The following is a 17,588-nucleotide window of genomic DNA, read 5'->3' on the forward strand; positions in this document are numbered from 1 at the left end:
GGAAAGTAACTGATGATGTGGAAAAACGTAGTATATAGAAGACTATGTAAGGAGTTTTTCATATGATTGATAACAGAATTTCGAAAGATTATGACCATGAAATAGATGATTCTTTAAAAGAAATTACAGATACAACCATCTTACTTAATTTTCAAAAAGCGATTGTAAGTTTATATCCTCATCTAATACCAATTCATGCTTTTTCCTATGACGCATGGGATGATATTGTAATACCATTATTTTATGAGATGGTATATAAAACCTTTGCTTTTAAATACGGTATAGATATCAACTTTAAAGAAACTCATACCTATATGTTTTCACTTAATAGTTATAAGGGGATAAATCACATCGAGTGCGTTCCAAAGTGCACGACATGTCAGACTTTTATTAACGAGGAATGGATTGAAATGGATAATAAAAGTTTGAAAGAAAATGTATTGGTATTTAAGTCCTTTGGGGATGGATTAAATTTTCTAACTGGTGGAATTGACATTGAAGATGCTTATCGTGTGGGATTTGACCTTATTGAGGTTGATATTGTTTCTAAAATAACAGGTCTTCCATCTAAAACAAGTATTTTTATTGATAAAGAGCATGTAGACTTTGTGTTTGTTGCAGAAACATATGATAAAAATATCCAAAATTAAAATAGTTTAATAGCAACAATACTTACGAAAACAACCTTAAAAAAACACATTATATACGTGTCTACTAACGACATGATATGAACATGATTCAACAAAGCTCTTACGTTCACTTTTGTTCTAGTACATTTCATATGAGAAAAAATTATCACGATAACCAAAGAGGAAGCCTCCCAAAATATATTTTAGGAGGCTTCCTCTTATTAATAGATTGCTGATTTTAACTCTCTTAAATCACAAAATCCTCCGGAATAAACACCTTCACTTCTCTCGGATGTACGTATACAAACTCACCTGTTTGAACGTTGAGCTGCCTGAACTGTTCTTTACTAATTTCCGCCTCTAAATACTCATCTGTTCCGTCGCGCTTCAATTCTACATATACGACAGGGCCAACTGCGTGTGAGTATGATACTTTCGCTGGAATTGCATCTACACTTTGTTTCGTACGAGAGATTGATAGATGATGTGGCCTTACGTATCCCACTCCGTCTACGTTTGAAACGTGCTTATGCTCTGGTGCTTCTAGTTCCACTGATCCTACATTTAGCTTACCTTTATGAACACGACCGTGAAATAAGTTTACATTTCCTAAAAAGTCATATACGAATGGACTTGCTGGATTTTCATATACTTCTTCCGGCGTTCCCATTTGTTCAATTCGTCCTTCGTTCATCACAACGATTCGATCCGCAACGTCTAATGCTTCTTCTTGGTCATGCGTTACGAATACACTCGTAATTTGAAATTCGTCATGTAATTTCCGGAGCCATCGCCGTAATTCTTTTCGTACTTTTGCATCAAGTGCACCGAACGGTTCATCAAGTAATAAAATTTTCGGTTCTACCGCAAGTGCCCGAGCTAATGCAATACGTTGGCGTTGTCCACCAGATAATTGTGCTGGATAACGTTTTGCGAAACCATCCATTTTTACAAGCTTTAATAATTCTGTTACTTTTTCTTCTATTGCTTCTGCTGACGGTCTTACACTTTTCTTTCTTACTTTTAAACCGAAAGCGACATTTTCAAATACATTCATATGTTTAAAAAGTGCATAGTGCTGGAAGACGAAACCAACTTGCCGATTTTTCACGTGAATATCTGTTAAATCTTCCCCATCAAATGAAATAGAGCCTCCATCCGCTTCTTCTAATCCTGCAATAATTCGTAATAACGTCGTTTTCCCAGAACCCGACGGGCCTAATAAGGCGACAAGCTCACCTTTTGGAATATCCAACTGAATGTCTGTCAGCGCTTGAAACGTACCATATTGTTTTGATACACCTTGAATTCGAATACTCATCATAGTCCCTCCTTATTGTCGTTTTTCCATTCGCCATTCAATCCAGTTTTTTATAACGAGCGTAAGAACTGCGATGAATGACATTAAAGTCGCCACAGCAAACGCTGCTGAAAATTGATATTCATTGTACAAAATTTCAATATGAAGCGGCATCGTATTTGTAACGCCGCGCACGTGACCAGACACAACGGAAACAGCTCCGAACTCACCAATGGCGCGGGCATTACATAAAATCATGCCGTATAAAAGGCCCCATTTTATATTAGGTAATGTAACTCGCCAAAACATTTTCCATCCGCTTGCACCAAGTGACAGAGCTGCCTCTTCTTCACTTTTCCCTTGCGCCTGCATAACCGGGATTAATTCACGTGCAACGAACGGGAACGTTACGAATATCGTTGCAATGATAATACCTGGGACTGAGAAAATGAGTTTTACACCATGTTCCAATAGCCACCCACCAAAAGCAGCTCTCGGTGTAAAAAGTAAAACGAACACTAACCCCGCGATAACTGGTGATACTGCAAACGGCAATTCAATAAGTGATAATAATAGTTGCTTTCCTTTAAACTGAAACTTTGTAATAAGCCAAGCCGCTGCTATTCCGAATATCGTATTAAGCGGCACAACGATTAACGCAACAAGAAGCGTTAACCTGATTGCTGAAAATGCTTCTGGATCTGTTACAGCGGCAATATATACATCAATTCCCCGTTCAAAAGCTTTCATAAAAATTGTCACGAGCGGGAGTACTAGAAAGAGAGATAAAAATAAAATTGTTATCGTAATGAATAGAATTGGTACAAGTTTTGATTCTTTTTTAGCTGACACGCTTTTCACTATTTTCTTTTCTAATAATGTTGGTTCCATTTTCTCTCCTCCTATTCATTTCTTAGTTCATGCCTTCTACTCCAAGTTTGAATCATGTTAATAAGAAGAAGGAAAAGGAGAGAAATGATAAGCATCACAGCTGCTACTGCTGTTGCCCCTGCATAATCATATTGTTCTAGTTTCGTCATAATCATAAGTGGTGCAATTTCTGTTTTCATCGGCATATTTCCAGCTATAAAAACGACAGATCCATATTCCCCTAATGCCCTTGCAAATGCGAGTGAAAAACCAGCAAGCAGAGCTGGGAATATTTCTGGTAAAATGATTCTCACAAATATTTGAAAGCGTGACGCTCCTAAACTAGAAGCTGCTTCTTCTATTTCTTTATCAATATTTTGCAGTACGGGTTGCACCATTCGGACGACAAATGGTAAGCCAATAAACGTCAGTGCAATAATAATTCCTAGCTGGGTAAAAGCTACTTTTATATGAAACACACTAAATATTTTTCCAACCCAGCCATTTTCCGCATATAGCGTTGTAAGCGTAATACCAGCTACAGCTGTCGGCAGAGCGAACGGTAAATCAATTAATCCATCTAACAACCGTTTCCCTGGAAATGTGTATCGAACGAGTACCCACGCAATTAATAAACCGAAAATGGCATTTACAACAGCTGCTGCAAGTGAAGTTGTGAAACTCACTTGATATGAATGCAAAACGCGCTCACTCGTTATAACCCCAGCAAACTTCTTCCAGCCTAGCTGCGAAGTTTGAATAAATACGATAGAAAGTGGTATAAGTACGAATAAACTCATATAGAGCATTGTAAATCCAAGAGATAATCCAAATCCCGGTAACACACGTTTTTTCTTCCTCATATTCCTTCACCTCATCACCCTTTAGCAGCGCGCATTATTTTTGATAAATTTTATCGAATACGCCTCCATCATTAAAATGTTTTTCTTGCGCTTTTTTCCATCCGCCAAATAGTTCATCAACTGTAAATAATTGAACTTTCGGAAATTGTGATGCGTACTTTTCTGCTACTTTTTCATTACGCGGGCGATAAAAGTTTTTCGCCGCAATTTCCTGTCCTTTTTCTGAGTACAAATATTCAAGATACCCTTCTGCTACTTTTTTCGTTCCTTTTTTATCAACGACTTTATCTACAACAGCTACTGGTGGTTCTGCTAGTATACTAATTGAAGGGGTCACAATTTCAAATTTATCTTTTCCAAGTTCTTTTTGAGATAATAACGCTTCGTTTTCCCATGCGATTAATACGTCACCAATTCCTTTTTCAACAAATGTTGTCGTTGCTCCGCGCGCTCCTGAATCTAATACTTCTACGTTTTTATAAATTTGGCTAACAAACTCTTTCGCCTTATCTTCACTATTATTATATTTTTTCAGTGCGTATCCCCACGCCGCTAAATAGTTCCAACGTGCTCCACCTGATGTTTTTGGGTTTGGTGTAATGACGGACACACCTTTTTTCGTTAAATCATCCCAATCTTTAATCCCTTTCGGATTTCCTTTTCTCACAAGAAATACAATCGTTGATGTATACGGAGTAGAATTATCGGCAAGTCGCTTCTGCCAATCTTCTGCCAACTGTTTTTTCTTACTAATTGCGTCAATATCATAAGCGAGTGCTAACGTTACAACATCCGCTTCTAAACCGTCAATAACAGAGCGCGCCTGACTTCCAGATCCGCCGTGTGATTGTTTTACATTTACTGTTTGGCCATGTTTCTCTTTCCAATACTTCGCAAAGTCCTTATTAAAATCTTGATATAACTCACGCGTTGGATCATATGAAACATTTAAAAGTTCAACTGTTTTTGTATCTCCACTTCCTTCAGAATTATTAGTGGACGTTGCCGAACCACACCCTGATAAAAGTACAACTGCTGATAATAAAACACCTGTACTTTTCATAAACGTTGTCTTACCCCACTTTTTCATCGTTAAGCCCCCTTAGTTTATACATATAGAAAAAGGCACACAATATATTCACAAACGTGAACATTGTGCGCCTTCAGTTTATCTGATTAGCTTCTAATGTATTCTATTCGATTTCTTTTCATTTTAATTCCGTAATTCACATGTGTCAACTTGGATTTTGTTTTTTCTTCATAAATAAAAATCAGTGAGGATAGTCCCCCACTGATTAAAGTTCCACCTTATTTCTTCAACTTATCTGCCTTCGCAATAAATTGTGCAGCTTCCGCACGGCTTACCGATTTATCTGGAGCCCAACCATTATCTGTTCCAACTGAAATGTTTTCTTGGATTAAAATATTCGCATACTTCGCACCCCAATGATTTTTTAAATCAGCAAATTCTTTTGGTAGTTTCATATTTTCATTTCTTTCTAATTTGTATGCATTTACTAGCATAGAAGCCATTGATGCACGGTTAATTAACCCGCTCGGATTAAAGTTACCCTTCTCATCACCTTTTACAATACCTACTTTTTCAACTGCGGCAATATACGATGTAGCCCAATGATTTTGCGCATCACGGAATGACGGCTTCGCATCTTTATTAATTTCTAATCCTAAAACAGTAGCTAATATTTTTGCTGCTGAACCACGATCAATATTTTCAGCTGGAGCAAATGTACCATCTGGCTTACCATGTACTGCTTCTTTATCTACTAAATATTGAACTGACTCTTGTGCCCACGTTGGTACATCTGAGAACTTAGATTTCTTTTCAATCGCACTTGCATCAATTTCAAACTGTACTTGATATTTATGGTCATATTTAATTGCTGGAATTAATATATGCATTTGCATATTATATTTTTTCGAGAATTCACCAATTTCAAATTGAACAACTTTCGTACCGTTATTTGCTTTATCTTCGGAAATCACTTTTACATCATGGAATGTCCCTAATTTATTTGTATCTTCTACTTTAAGATACTGGAAATAGCTACTATCTTGAACTGTTAACGTAACGATTTTTTTATCACCTTGTATGGTTACTTTTGCATTTTTTAAATATGTAGAAGCAACTGATGTATCATTCGTTTGATCTTTATAAGTCTTTAAAATAACGTCATATGTGCCATCTGCTAGTTTGCTATTTGCTTTCATTTCAACCGCTGCATCTGCTTTCGCAATCGGTGCCATAATACCACTAAATGGAACTGCTAAAGTTGCTGCTATAACGAATGCATTTACATGTTTTTTCTTCATCATCAATATGACATCTGCTACTAAAAATATAGACAAATGTATATTCTTAGAGTATTCCTGCTTCTACGTGTCCTGTCTCGCCAACCACTCGCTACTACAGTTTGCTGTAACACTCCACAGGCGTAAATTCCGATGTAGCCCACCGTACATATATACAATCTATTTACGCTAGTATTGTATATTTTTTTGCTTGTAAAAGGTTGATTGACGCGTTCAAATCTCTATCTATAACATTTCCACAGTCACATTCATATACTCGGTCGGACAACTTTAAGTCTACTTTCTTTTGACCACAACATGAGCATAACTTTGACGAGGGATAGAATGTATCTACTTGACGTAGTTCGATTCCATATTCCTCACATTTCGTCAATAACCATGTTTTAAATGTATAAAAGCACTGATTAGCAACTGCTTTAGATAGATGTTTGTTCTTCATCATACCTTTTACATTCAAATCTTCTATTGTAATAAATGTTGGCTTGGTTTTCACCACATCATTTACAATAGACTTTACATACTCTAACCGAATATTTGCTAGCCTGGCATGTAGTTTTTGCACCCTTAGAATATTTTTATCTATATTTGCTCTTTTGTTAGTAACAGATTTTTCACCTCTCTTTTTTATATTTTCAAATTTACGTGATAAAGAGCGTTGCTCACGTTTTAACCGTTTTTCTATCTTTTTTACTTTCCCTATTTTGTTGATGTTTTCATATACAATACCATCGCTACGTATAGCGAAATCCTTCACCCCTAAATCAATACCTAGACCTGTTTTGTTAAGTGTTGGCTTTGGTGCTGTTTCTTTCAATTCACAAAGTACAGATACAAAATATCTCCCTGCTCTTTTACATATAGTTCCACTTTTTACAATCCTGTTTTTAGGGATATAACCATATTCTTTTACTCTCATCCAACCAATCGTGGGGACTTTTACTCTATGTCTTTCTATCGTCCAATCCGTTTTGTTATTTTTAGGAAAATAGCATTTCACATCTTGATGCTTCTTTTTCTTGTGACGTGGAAACCCTGATAAGCCCTTAAAAAATCTTTTAAAAGCCTGATCTCCATTCATAATTGCCTGTTTTACAGCTTTGCTAGATACCTCTTTAATCCATTGGCTACATTCTTTTGTATAAACATTGTTTAACCATTTAGAAAAATCATATCCACTCAAAAACTTCCCCTCGGATTCATACTTCTCTTTGTTTTTAGAGATATACAAATTGTAAACATACCTACACACTCCAATCGTTTGATTGATTTTGGTTATTTGTTCATTTGTCGGTTTCATCTCTATCAAATAGGCTCTTCTCATACCTCTTTATCCTCCGATATTTTTTAATATGTTCTCAATCCATATATCCTACAACTACATACATGAATAATAGATATCAAATCTCGAATAAACTCTTCTTGTGGAGATCATTTTTCATTATGACAATAATGATCTCCCCTCCGATTGTATGAAGAAATTTTTTAAACCAATCCTATCTAAAACGAACAAACCTATCTTTGTGTGCGATGATAATAATTAAGACGTTTCCCTCCATACAATTGTCCATGCATTTATAAATGTTTATAAAAACTCAATCCGATTCTCCCAATCATCGTTCTATCCTTGGTTATCCTATCTTTGCAATGTTTCAACATACACATTAAGCATTTCTGAAAATTCTTCCGTCTTACATTATTTCATAATTATATTTCAATACACATGTCTATGATTTTCTATTTTTCCGATTACTTTTTAATACTCCCTTTATATGAATATACCCAACATAACTATCATATTGATAATGATTATCAATGTCAAATAAAGTTAAAAATATTATTTCCTACATAAGTACGCTTTCCGCTCGTTTTTAAAAAGTAAATAATGCGCCGTATGAACTTTCCTTTCTAAATAATCGATAGAATATGTGCTAGATGGATCAACTAAATCACCAATCGCACCGGAAAGATGATCAATTACCTTTTGCAATATTTCTAAGTTTTTCTTCTCACTTTCAGCATTCATTTCATCCATAATGTCACAAATAAGGTATTGAACTCTCCGTAAACGTAATTCTTTCTGCTCCACGTATATCTCCTCCTTATTGGTCATATTACGGTTTAAATATATGGGCTTATTGCTTAACCAATTCTAAAAAATAAAATGAAACTTTAATCAGTAGGGATTTTGTCCATCCACACTAATCGAGCTTTTGCAGGACAAAAAGATATCCACCTCTGTAGTCATAGCGATGGATATCTTTACTTTTATACTTGTAATGCCTTCTCTCTCAAAGCTCTTCGTAACAATTTACCCGTTGTATTCTTCGGCAGCTCTGCTAAAAATTCAATACTCATCGGCACTTTATACTTCGCTAAATGTAACGTGCAATAATGCATAAGCTCTTCTTCTGTTACGTTCGTTTGTTTCAGAACGACGTAAGCTCGCACTGCTTCTCCTAAATTTTCATCGGGAACGCCAATTACAACAACTTCAGCTACCGAATCGTGAGTATATAATACTTCTTCTACTTCACGAGGGTATACGTTATAACCACCAACTAAAACAATATCTTTTTTGCGATCGACGATATAGAAGTAACCTTCCTCATCCATTTTCGCTAAATCACCTGTATATAGCCAGCCGTCTTTAAGTGTCGCAGCTGTATCTTCTGGCGCATTATAGTAACCCTTCATAACGTTAGGTCCGCGAACAATTAACTCCCCAACTGCACCGACTGGTACTTCTTCCCCAAGTTCATTCACAATTTTATTTTCTACATGCCAAATATTTGTTCCAATTGATCCTGGTTTACGAGGACGATCTAACGGATTGAAACAAGTAACTGGTGATGCTTCTGATAAACCGTATCCTTCTGAAACGATTACACCAAAACGTTTTTCAAAGTTTTGCAGAAGAGCAACAGGCATTGACGCACCACCTGAAATACAAAGACGCAGCGTCTTCACATCTTCTGCGCTCGCTTCTTCAAATAAATATAAGTAATTGTACATCGTCGGTACACCAGCAAAAATCGTTGGCTCATACGTACGACAAATACGGAATACTTCTTTCGGACTAAATTTCGGTAACATTAAAATCGTCGCCCCGTTCACAATCGGCGCATTTACCGCAACTGTTAAACAGAACACGTGAAACATTGGCAATGCCGCAACGACACGATCATCGGCAGTATATTGTAAATACGACGCCACATCGCTTGCATTACTATATAAGTTTTTATGTGTTAACATAGCGCCCTTTGGCTTTCCAGTTGTACCTGAAGTGTATAAAATAACAGCTACATCTTCTTCATCTAGTTCCGGGCCTTCGTAAGTTATATCCCCAGTTCCTACAAAGCTAGTAAACGTTTTCATTTTTTCGGTTTCTGTATGGTTAAAATCTGATGAGGTTTCGCATATGATGATATTTTCAAGTGAAGGAAGTCTTGTTGTAAGAGATTGTATAACAGGTAGAAGGACGTCGAGTACGATGATTGTTTTTACATCTCCATTTTGTAAAATATAATGTATTTCGTCTGCTGTATAAATTGGATTAATCGGAATGACAGTTGCTCCGGCTTTCATCGTTCCGTATAAACCGACTAAAAAATGTGGTGAATTTCCAACAGCTAATGCGACATTGTCCCCTTTTCCAATGCCCATTTTTGCTAAATTGCTAGAAAACCTAGTGACCACTTTGTTTAATTGGTCATAAGAGACCGACTGATCCATAAATATATAAGCCGGTTTATCCCCCTTCTTTTTTGCCGTTTCAGCCAAAGATTGAACGAGATTCACACAAACCCCACCTTTATAAAATTTAGAATATTTAAAAATTCTAAATTAATTATATTAAAAGAAAATTAAAGTGGCAAGTGATATTCTATTAACTGCATATACATGGAGCATCTTCTGTTGAATTCATTTGGGAGGATAAGGGAATTCCACTTACCAGCAAATTATTAAACTAGCACAGAAATCATTTTAGGATAATATGCACTCATTTTCTCTCTAAGTTTTTCAACTTCCTCCTTATTTAAATCCATATGCTCCCCATACAAATTGAGAGCGTCCGCTCCATTTTCATGAATGTACACTGTAACATATAATGTCGGCAATCCTTTATTGTCCTCATCTATCGACAAGACGAAATCTGGCGTTTTACCAACGGTACTAAACGTTTCATTTCTTTTCCATTTTTTATTTTGAAACATAGTTTGTATATCATCTATCTTTCGTTTGTTATCTGTATGCTTATAGTATATGACATTATCCTTCGCTGGCTTTCCAATAAATAAAAGTGTACGACTAGAGGAAGTTTCATCGTTACAAGCTGTCATTCCGCTGATTAGGCTGAGCAAGAATACAACGTACATTACTCTTTTCATTTCGATCCGCCTCCTTTTGAATATATATATTCCTTTATAAGGGGCGGATGCCCTGTGATTTTATGGTAAATGAAATTATATCAGCGATTTTTCAAATATATCGACCTACCGACAAAACAGGACAATCTACGCAAACAGAAAGAGGCTGCCCTTTATGACAGCCTCCTCCATTATTTTTAGAAGAATAAATGTAAGAAATCTTCTGTTGTAATATTACCAAAGTAGCGCGCGATATCTACGCCTTCTAAAGCAACAGTGAATGCATCTTTATCAAATTGTACGCCTGTTAGACGCTCTTCAATGTCATGAACATCTAGTGAACCGAAGAAGTCACCGTAAATTTTACATTCTGTTACTGTTCCTTTTTTCACTTCAAGACGAACGTCAACTTGTCCGACTGGGAAACGGTGTGAATGTTGTAAGTTGAACTTCGGAGATTTTCCGTAGTTCCAGTCCCAATTACGGTAACGCTCTTCAGAAAGTTTATGGATTTCTTTCCAATCCTCTTCTGTTAATTCGTACGTTGGAATTTCTGTTTCTCCTTCGAAAATTGTTTCTAGAAGAAGTTGTCTAAACTCTTCTGTCGTCATTTTTTCGTTTAGGAATTCTGTAATGTTCGCAACGCGGCTACGGATTGATTTAATTCCTTTTGATTGAATCTTATCCATTTTTACTTTTAACGCTGATACGACGTGATCGATTTCAGAATCAAATAGTAACGTACCGTGACTGAACATACGACCTTTCGTTGAGAACTGCGCGTTACCTGAAATTTTTCTGCCTTCAGCTAAAATGTCGTTACGACCACTTAGTTCTGCATTTACGCCTAATTTACTAAGCGCTTTCGTTACAGGCTCTGTGAATTTTTTAAAGTTGCTGAAACTATCTCCATCATCTTTCGTAATAAAGCTGAAGTTTAAGTTTCCTAAATCATGATATACTGCGCCTCCGCCTGATAGACGACGAACAACATGAATACCTTTTTCTTTTACGTAATCTGCATTAATTTCTTCTACTGTGTTTTGGTTTTTACCAATGATAATGGAAGGTTCGTTAATGTAGAACAGTAAATATGTTTCGTTAATATCTAAATTTTTCACACAATATTCTTCAATCGCTAAGTTTATTCTAGGATCTGTAATCCCTTTATTATCAATAAATAACATCGTATCACCTCATGAATTCCATACGTAGCCACTATGCGCTAGCGTAATATGGCCACTGAAAGTTTGTTTTGCTTCTGTTACTAAATCAGATGGGTTTCCTGTATGCGGTAAGTGCGTTAATAAAAGTTCTTTTACATTTGCATCTTTCGCAATACTTGCTACTTCTGTACTATTCATGTGCCCTGCTTTTGCAGCCTCTTGATGTGCATACATATTACATTCACAAATGAAAAGATCAGCATCTTTTGTGAACGGAATAAATTCAGGAATATAACTTGAATCTGCGCTATATACTACAGCGTCACTACCAGCTGCAATACGCATCGCAAAGCATGTAACAGGATGAACAGTTTTTAAGAATGAAATGGAGAACGGTCCAACTTGAAGTGTTTCTTCTGGATTGTACGCGATTCCTTTCGTATGCGGTGCATGCGTTAAAGAATGGAACCCATTCTCATCAAACGAATGACCGTATATTGGTAACTCCGGTAGTTGTCCCTTTGTCGCACTCGTAATTAATCTCGCATATTGCAATACCCCAATGTCTGCAACATGATCGTGATGATAGTGCGACAATACAACTGCATCTATATCAGATGGTGTTATATATTTTTGAATCTGTGCTAGTACACCACTACCACAGTCTACAAGTAAACGAAAACCATCATGTTCAAACAAATACCCCGACGTTGCTTCTCCCGCTTCTGGAAAGCCGCCCCAAAAGCCGACAACAGTCATTTTCATATGTATCCATCCTTTCTAAAACCGAGTAGGAATGCATGTTTTACGTACATCCTACATTGTTAACTATAATCCATTTCCTAAACTTTTTCATTAATTTTCAATTTTGTTATAAAACAGTTGTTGACTTTTATTTTTTGTACTAATACAATGATAGTAAGAAATGGAAATGGAGGGATTGACATGATCGATCAACCAATGGAGTTTTTCAGAAATTTACCGACGAAAACTTGTGCACACTGCGGGAAAGAAATTGATGAGCAGCACGAAGCATACCATAACAAATGTGACGATTGCGTTCACGAAGAATAGTAGTTTGTGAACATAAAAAAACCTAGCAGACATAGTCTACTAGGCTAATAACATCGTATCCTTCATCGTTGAACCTTTCACCAAGAGCTCCAGTTCAAACTCATACAATTCTTTTTTTCGATAATTTTTCGTATGAATTTTATCCATCATCAGGTCGACAACTTTTCGAGCCATTTCATCGATTGGCTGTTCAATTGTCGTAATACCTGGTTCTGTAATTTGTGATAAAATTTGATTATCAAAACCGATAACAGCGAGATCCTCTGGGATACTCCAATCATGGCGTTTCGCCTCTGAGATAATTCCAGCTGCAACCTCGTCGCCTCCTGCCAAAATCGCGGTAGGATTTTTTTTGTCCTTTAATACTTCATGGAATATTCGTTTTCCATCATCCCAAGAGAAAGCGTTTTCAAGAAAATCGATCGCTTCCACTTCTCTACTCTTTTCAGTAATAGCGCGTAAAAAGCCCATTTTTCGCTGTTGGCTAACAACTTTGGTTTCGTTACCACGGCAAAAAATAAGATTACGATATCCTTGTTCTAGTACATGATTGGCAGCTATGTATGCCCCTTGCGCATGATCAAACTTCACTGTTGGGACATTTGCTTCCTCAATATATTCATTACATAACACGATTGGACCGTGTTGTAAGTATGGCTCTACATCTTCCCACGGATTTTCTAGTGAACATAGAATAATCCCATCTACTTGTTTCGTAGATAATAATTGTAAATACTCCATCTCTTTTTCTGGTAAATATCTTGTTTGACAAATAATCAGTTTATATTTATGTTCAGAAGCAGCAATCTCGATTGCTTCAATAAATCGACTGAAGAAAGGATTTGTAATCCTTGGAACAAGCACCGCAATTGTTTCCGTTTTTGTTTACGAAGCCTTCTCGCCGCAGAATTAGGAACGAAGCCTAAATGCTTCATCGCTAATTGAACCCTTTTTTTCTTCTCATCTGAAACATATGGATGATTATTAATCACCCTAGAAACCGTTGTCCTTGATAACCCCGCTAATTTCGCCACGTCCTCGATAGTCGACACGAAATTTTCCCCCTTTGCATGAAAACGTTTTCTTATCCTGATTATATAGTATATTATTGGAAACTGCAATATAGGTTCTTATGATTTTACTATATTAATATTATACATAGGGAAAAGTCTGTTAATGGCAGGAAATTACACACTACTTTTAGAATTTCACAATAAGAATATTTATAAAATAAAGGATGATATTTCATGAATCGGACGGATCGTTTATTAGCTATATTAATTGAATTACAAAGAAAACAAACCGTCACAGCACAAAGCTTAGCTGAAAAATTTGAGACAAGTATACGCACTATTTATCGAGATATGGACGCACTCAGCGAATCCGGCGTTCCCATTTTTTCAATGCCTGGTCACGGCTATTCATTAATGGATGGTTATTTCTTACCACCCATTCAGCTTACGCCAGAAGAGGCCGTTACTCTTTTATTGGGCGGTGATTATATTGAGAAAGCTTTCACCTCTTCTTTTTCTGTACATGCGCAATCAGCAAAAGAGAAACTTGAGATAGTCCTCCCTACTGATCAACAAAAGAAAATTGAGGGATTGCGAGGAACTTTCCGTTTCCTTTCTCCTATATTTTCAAACCAGCAAGCCGAGCAAGAAAAACTAGAGAGCCAACTTTTCTTGTTACAAGAAGCTATTCAAAGAGAGCAATCTATCTCTTTTTCATATCGTAAACCGAGAGAAACTACAAAAACAAAACGTACCGTTCATCCTTACGGTTTAGTCAACATTTCAGGAATTTGGTACATCGTTGCTCATTGTTTACTGCGAAAACAAATACGTAATTTTCGCTTAGACCGTATGGATACATTACAGCAAGAACAAGAATTTTTTACAAAACCGAAGGACTTTTCTTTACAAGACTATCAACCTGAAAACAATCGTACTGTTACGATCCATTTATTATTCCCAGCCCACATTGCGCATAAAATTATTGAATCACGATACTTTTTTATAGATTCATACGAGCATAAAGATAATGGTTTTCACGTCTTTTTGAAATCAAGAAGCATAGACGAAGTATTTCAATGGGTATTAAGCTGGGGAAGCCAAGTGCAAGTACTAGAGCCCCAAATTTTTTCTGAGAAAATCCGTGATGAAGCAAAAAAAATGTTACATCTTTAATTTTTTTATTTCACTACTGACATAATGTTGTCAGCATCCCTCCTTTATAGTAGATATTAACAAATACATTTTCTTAAAAAGGAGTTAGCGATATGAAAAAATTTAAAGAGTTAGCAACGTATTACATAGAGGAATTAGAAAAGTACTCTATAGAACAATTTAGGACGAAGCCGTCTAGCGAAGAATGGTCTCTTGGTCAAATGTATAATCATTTAATTGCCTCCACATATATGCAGTTAGATGCAATCGCGAAATGTAGAACTGAAGTGCCTTCTATAACTAACAAAAAAACGGATATGGGTGAAAAAATATATATACTGGGGGCTTTCCCGGATATACAAATCAGAGTGCCAGGTCATCCGGGATATACACCTGAAAACCCTTCTAACAAAGAAGAAGTGCAGAAACAGTTTCTAGAATTAATTACAATTGTAAAAAATACCGAAGCAACACTTACTTCTATTCAAAATGATTGTAAAGTCGAACACCCTGGGCTTGGTTACTTAAATGCGGTAGAATGGTTCCAGCTTATTTCTATGCATTTTGCTCATCATCTTCGTCAGAAAAATCGGCTGGAACTTAAGGTTTGCTCAGTATAAACATTTCCACTAAAAAGAGACTGCCAATATTGGCAGTCTTTTCACTAAAGTGTTCACTGACTATACGATTACTCATAAAGTCCCGTATTCAGACATGTTACTTGCTACTAATAGAAGACTCCTCTTTTTTAGCCAATATAAAAATACATTAATTGCCGAATTTGAGTATGAAAAAATTGTATCTATAGAAACGAAGAGAAGAATCTTTGATAAAAAAATAATATTTTATTATGAAGATGAATATATAACGGTGGGATACATTACAAGTTCAAATATTGAAGAGTTCATAGACTTACTACAGAGAAAATGCAAAACTAGCACGGATTCATAATCAGTGGGGATCTCCCCGCTGATTCGTTATTTTAACTCCTCCCACTTCGTCCATACTTCTTTCGCGTTTATTTGGTACATATTATCCTCACGATCCATAAATCCATGCACGATAAACTCTCGTCTAATCGTACAAAAATCATCATGATATTGTTTTATGAATGTATTAATTTCTTTTTCCGTATACTGATTTTCAGCGTTTAACTTGCTAACTAAATGCTCTAACAATACTAGTTTTTTCTTCTTTTGACCTGGAATCGATTTTAAACGATCCTCTTTATCGAAAAAGTTACGAATGGTCGTATCCCTGAATTTCATTTCACTTTCGGTCATTTTGTTGTCCTCCACCGGTTTTTATATAATAAAACTTTATTGTTTGTCCTTACCATTTTTCTTCATTCTTTCACTTACAACATCAATAAAGTAATACCCAATCATTAACACGTAGTAGAATAAAAGTATTCCAAATGTATCTTTCATACTTGTATATTCTTCTTTATGAAACAAGATAGGTGAAAGGGCGAAAACAAGAAAGAAGATTAGCGGATATAAGATAAAATAATAAGTTAGATTTCCTTTCATCGTATCAACTCCTCCACTCTATGTTTCTCTGTAAATTGTTGTAATTCCTTTTCTTTCGTTTAGACTGCACATGCGATATGGTGAAATTAAGGAGAAGGATTCCTGGAGATAACATTCCACTCTAATTATCAGCTCTATACATTCTGAATATTAAGTCAAACGATATTACACTAAAACATAAGTATTTTGATAGATACTTCTCACACATATCGCGGCTGTATCCCCAAAAAAACTTTTCTTACATCAGGAACTACTCCCAAACACAAAAACAGACTGTTATGTTCCTATAACAGTCTGTTTTAATAATCAATTGGTTTTAATTATATCTTCTTTTGTTCATCACTAACATCAGTAATCCAAATACGATCAAAGCTCCACCTAAAAATGGTTCATATGCTTTATGACCACCAGTCTGTGGTAACTGTTTTCCAGCACCTTCTGATTTTTCCGGTGTTTGTCTTTCCTCTTTTGCGTTCTCTGAAGGTTTTACCTCTTCTTTTACCTCAGGTTTTTCTTCTTTCGGGTTCTCTGAAGGTTTTATCTCTTCTTTCACCTCAGGTTTTTCTTCTTTCGGGTTTGCTAAATGATTTTCCTCTTCTGTTACCTCTGGTTTTTCTGGTTTCGGTTGTTCTTCTAATTCTTCTGTTGTTTCCCAATTTTCTTCTAGCGTTTCTTCTTTACCTTTGCCTTCTACTTGCGGCTTTTCTTCTTTCGGAGTCTCTAAATGATTTTCCTCTTCTTTTATCTCTGGTTTTTCTGGTTTCGGTTGTTCTTCTAATTCTTCTGTTGTTTCCCAATTCTCTTCTAGCGTTTCCTCTTTACCTTCGCCTTCCACTTTCGGCTTTTCTTCTTTCGGAGTCTCTAAATGATTCTCCTCTTCTTTTATCTCTGGTTGTTCTGGTTTCGGTTGTTCTTCTAATTCTTCTGTTGTTTCCCAATTTTCTTCTAGTGTTTCTTCTTTACCTTTGCCTTCTACTTGCGGCTTTTCTTCTTTCGGAGTCTCTAAATGATTTTCCTCTTCTTTTATCTCTGGTTTTTCTGGTTTCGGTTGTTCTTCTAATTCTTCTGTTGTTTCCCAATTCTCTTCTAGAGTTTCCTCTTTACCTTCGCCTTCCACTTTCGGCTTTTCTTCTTTCGGGGTCTCTAAATGATTTTCCTCTTCTGTTACCTCTGGTTTTTCTGGTTTCGGTTGTTCTTCTAATTCTTCTGTTGTTTCCCAATTTTCTTCTAGCGTTTCTTCTTTACCTTTGCCTACTACTTGCGGCTTTTCTTCTTTCGGAGTCTCTAA

At 36.1% G+C, this 17,588-nt stretch carries 18 protein-coding genes and 2 pseudogenes; 5 read left to right on the plus strand and 15 right to left on the minus strand.

From position 1 onward, the window contains the following. The first annotated feature begins 62 nt into the window (after positions 1–62). Positions 63–650 (plus strand): hypothetical protein, encoded by a 588-nt coding sequence (locus CDB3_RS18760; protein ID WP_128855525.1) that lies wholly within the window; start codon positions 63–65, stop codon positions 648–650. A gap of 226 nt (positions 651–876) precedes the next feature. Here the strand turns inward: CDB3_RS18760 and CDB3_RS18765 are convergent, their stop codons facing one another. The 11 genes from CDB3_RS18765 to CDB3_RS18820 form a co-directional block, all read right to left on the minus strand. Then, positions 877–1,950 carry a sulfate/molybdate ABC transporter ATP-binding protein gene (locus tag CDB3_RS18765; RefSeq protein WP_128855545.1) on the minus strand — a complete coding sequence of 358 codons (1,074 nt, stop codon included), beginning with the start codon at positions 1,948–1,950 and terminating at the stop codon, positions 877–879. 12 nt (positions 1,951–1,962) lie between these two features. Then, complete coding sequence (gene cysW / locus CDB3_RS18770) at positions 1,963–2,820, minus strand: sulfate ABC transporter permease subunit CysW (protein WP_128855526.1); 858 nt, start codon at positions 2,818–2,820, stop codon at positions 1,963–1,965. 11 nt (positions 2,821–2,831) lie between these two features. Next, on the minus strand, positions 2,832–3,662 hold the full coding sequence (gene cysT / locus CDB3_RS18775; RefSeq protein ID WP_128855527.1) for a sulfate ABC transporter permease subunit CysT: 831 nt from the start codon (positions 3,660–3,662) through the stop codon (positions 2,832–2,834). Between the two features lie 34 nt (positions 3,663–3,696). After that, entirely contained in the window at positions 3,697–4,752 is a 1,056-nt protein-coding gene (locus CDB3_RS18780) for a sulfate ABC transporter substrate-binding protein (RefSeq protein ID WP_098361662.1), read from the minus strand. Positions 4,753–4,970: 218 nt separating this feature from the next. Next, positions 4,971–5,996 (minus strand): S-layer homology domain-containing protein, encoded by a 1,026-nt coding sequence (locus CDB3_RS18785; protein ID WP_128855546.1) that lies wholly within the window; start codon positions 5,994–5,996, stop codon positions 4,971–4,973. Between the two features lie 160 nt (positions 5,997–6,156). Next, positions 6,157–7,314, minus strand: a complete 1,158-nt coding sequence (locus CDB3_RS18795; RefSeq protein ID WP_128855528.1) for an RNA-guided endonuclease InsQ/TnpB family protein — start codon at positions 7,312–7,314, stop codon at positions 6,157–6,159. 513 nt (positions 7,315–7,827) lie between these two features. Beyond that, the gene (locus CDB3_RS18800; protein WP_128855529.1) at positions 7,828–8,079 is read right to left on the minus strand and encodes a hypothetical protein; all 252 of its coding nucleotides are present in this window, start codon (positions 8,077–8,079) and stop codon (positions 7,828–7,830) included. A gap of 179 nt (positions 8,080–8,258) precedes the next feature. Beyond that, the gene (locus tag CDB3_RS18805; protein WP_128855530.1) at positions 8,259–9,791 is read right to left on the minus strand and encodes a fatty acid--CoA ligase family protein; all 1,533 of its coding nucleotides are present in this window, start codon (positions 9,789–9,791) and stop codon (positions 8,259–8,261) included. Between the two features lie 164 nt (positions 9,792–9,955). Further along, positions 9,956–10,381 (minus strand): hypothetical protein, encoded by a 426-nt coding sequence (locus CDB3_RS18810; protein ID WP_128855531.1) that lies wholly within the window; start codon positions 10,379–10,381, stop codon positions 9,956–9,958. A gap of 176 nt (positions 10,382–10,557) precedes the next feature. Then, complete coding sequence (lplA, locus tag CDB3_RS18815; protein ID WP_128855532.1) at positions 10,558–11,547, minus strand: lipoate--protein ligase; 990 nt, start codon at positions 11,545–11,547, stop codon at positions 10,558–10,560. Positions 11,548–11,556: 9 nt separating this feature from the next. Then, positions 11,557–12,291 carry an MBL fold metallo-hydrolase gene (locus CDB3_RS18820; protein ID WP_128855533.1) on the minus strand — a complete coding sequence of 245 codons (735 nt, stop codon included), beginning with the start codon at positions 12,289–12,291 and terminating at the stop codon, positions 11,557–11,559. Positions 12,292–12,471: 180 nt separating this feature from the next. Here CDB3_RS18820 and yhfH point away from each other — a divergent pair, with 180 nt between their 5' ends. Continuing rightward, positions 12,472–12,600 carry a protein YhfH gene (gene yhfH, locus CDB3_RS18825; protein ID WP_000567010.1) on the plus strand — a complete coding sequence of 43 codons (129 nt, stop codon included), beginning with the start codon at positions 12,472–12,474 and terminating at the stop codon, positions 12,598–12,600. A gap of 39 nt (positions 12,601–12,639) precedes the next feature. Here the strand turns inward: yhfH and CDB3_RS18830 are convergent. Then, a pseudogene (locus CDB3_RS18830) lies at positions 12,640–13,652 on the minus strand (LacI family DNA-binding transcriptional regulator). Positions 13,653–13,847: 195 nt separating this feature from the next. Here CDB3_RS18830 and CDB3_RS18835 point away from each other — a divergent pair. From CDB3_RS18835 to CDB3_RS18845, 3 genes and pseudogenes are all read left to right on the plus strand, one after another. Then, positions 13,848–14,789, plus strand: coding sequence for a helix-turn-helix transcriptional regulator (locus CDB3_RS18835; RefSeq protein WP_128855534.1), 942 nt, complete (start codon positions 13,848–13,850; stop codon positions 14,787–14,789). A 92-nt stretch (positions 14,790–14,881) separates the two neighbouring features. After that, entirely contained in the window at positions 14,882–15,388 is a 507-nt protein-coding gene (locus CDB3_RS18840; RefSeq protein WP_128855535.1) for a DinB family protein, read from the plus strand. Between the two features lie 55 nt (positions 15,389–15,443). Next, positions 15,444–15,719 (plus strand): annotated as a pseudogene (locus tag CDB3_RS18845) (PH domain-containing protein); the annotation flags it as partial. A gap of 26 nt (positions 15,720–15,745) precedes the next feature. On the opposite strand, the gene CDB3_RS18850 reads toward CDB3_RS18845, so the two are convergent. From CDB3_RS18850 to CDB3_RS18860, 3 genes are all read right to left on the minus strand, one after another. Then, positions 15,746–16,051, minus strand: a complete 306-nt coding sequence (locus CDB3_RS18850) for a DUF2087 domain-containing protein (RefSeq protein ID WP_128855536.1) — start codon at positions 16,049–16,051, stop codon at positions 15,746–15,748. Between the two features lie 36 nt (positions 16,052–16,087). After that, entirely contained in the window at positions 16,088–16,300 is a 213-nt protein-coding gene (locus CDB3_RS18855) for a hypothetical protein (protein WP_128855537.1), read from the minus strand. 316 nt (positions 16,301–16,616) lie between these two features. Next, a partial coding sequence (locus CDB3_RS18860) for an LPXTG cell wall anchor domain-containing protein (RefSeq protein ID WP_128855538.1) occupies positions 16,617–17,588 on the minus strand: 972 nt, incomplete at its 5' end.

The organism is Bacillus sp. CDB3, assembly GCF_002081505.1.
GTDB lineage: Bacteria > Bacillota > Bacilli > Bacillales > Bacillaceae_G > Bacillus_A > Bacillus_A cereus_AT.

Bases quoted from the DNA above. Each gene is read 5' to 3' on its own strand.
- CDB3_RS18760 (WP_128855525.1), top strand. From the start codon at position 63: ATGATTGATAACAGAATTTCGAAAGATTATGACCATGAAATAGATGAT.
- CDB3_RS18765 (WP_128855545.1), bottom strand. From the start codon at position 1,950: ATGAGTATTCGAATTCAAGGTGTATCAAAACAATATGGTACGTTTCAA.
- cysW (WP_128855526.1), bottom strand. From the start codon at position 2,820: ATGGAACCAACATTATTAGAAAAGAAAATAGTGAAAAGCGTGTCAGCT.
- cysT (WP_128855527.1), bottom strand. From the start codon at position 3,662: ATGAGGAAGAAAAAACGTGTGTTACCGGGATTTGGATTATCTCTTGGA.
- CDB3_RS18780 (WP_098361662.1), bottom strand. From the start codon at position 4,752: ATGAAAAAGTGGGGTAAGACAACGTTTATGAAAAGTACAGGTGTTTTA.
- CDB3_RS18785 (WP_128855546.1), bottom strand. From the start codon at position 5,996: ATGATGAAGAAAAAACATGTAAATGCATTCGTTATAGCAGCAACTTTA.
- CDB3_RS18795 (WP_128855528.1), bottom strand. From the start codon at position 7,314: ATGAGAAGAGCCTATTTGATAGAGATGAAACCGACAAATGAACAAATA.
- CDB3_RS18810 (WP_128855531.1), bottom strand. From the start codon at position 10,381: ATGAAAAGAGTAATGTACGTTGTATTCTTGCTCAGCCTAATCAGCGGA.
- lplA (WP_128855532.1), bottom strand. From the start codon at position 11,547: ATGTTATTTATTGATAATAAAGGGATTACAGATCCTAGAATAAACTTA.
- CDB3_RS18820 (WP_128855533.1), bottom strand. From the start codon at position 12,291: ATGAAAATGACTGTTGTCGGCTTTTGGGGCGGCTTTCCAGAAGCGGGA.
- yhfH (WP_000567010.1), top strand. From the start codon at position 12,472: ATGATCGATCAACCAATGGAGTTTTTCAGAAATTTACCGACGAAAACT.
- CDB3_RS18835 (WP_128855534.1), top strand. From the start codon at position 13,848: ATGAATCGGACGGATCGTTTATTAGCTATATTAATTGAATTACAAAGA.
- CDB3_RS18840 (WP_128855535.1), top strand. From the start codon at position 14,882: ATGAAAAAATTTAAAGAGTTAGCAACGTATTACATAGAGGAATTAGAA.
- CDB3_RS18850 (WP_128855536.1), bottom strand. From the start codon at position 16,051: ATGACCGAAAGTGAAATGAAATTCAGGGATACGACCATTCGTAACTTT.
- CDB3_RS18855 (WP_128855537.1), bottom strand. From the start codon at position 16,300: ATGAAAGGAAATCTAACTTATTATTTTATCTTATATCCGCTAATCTTC.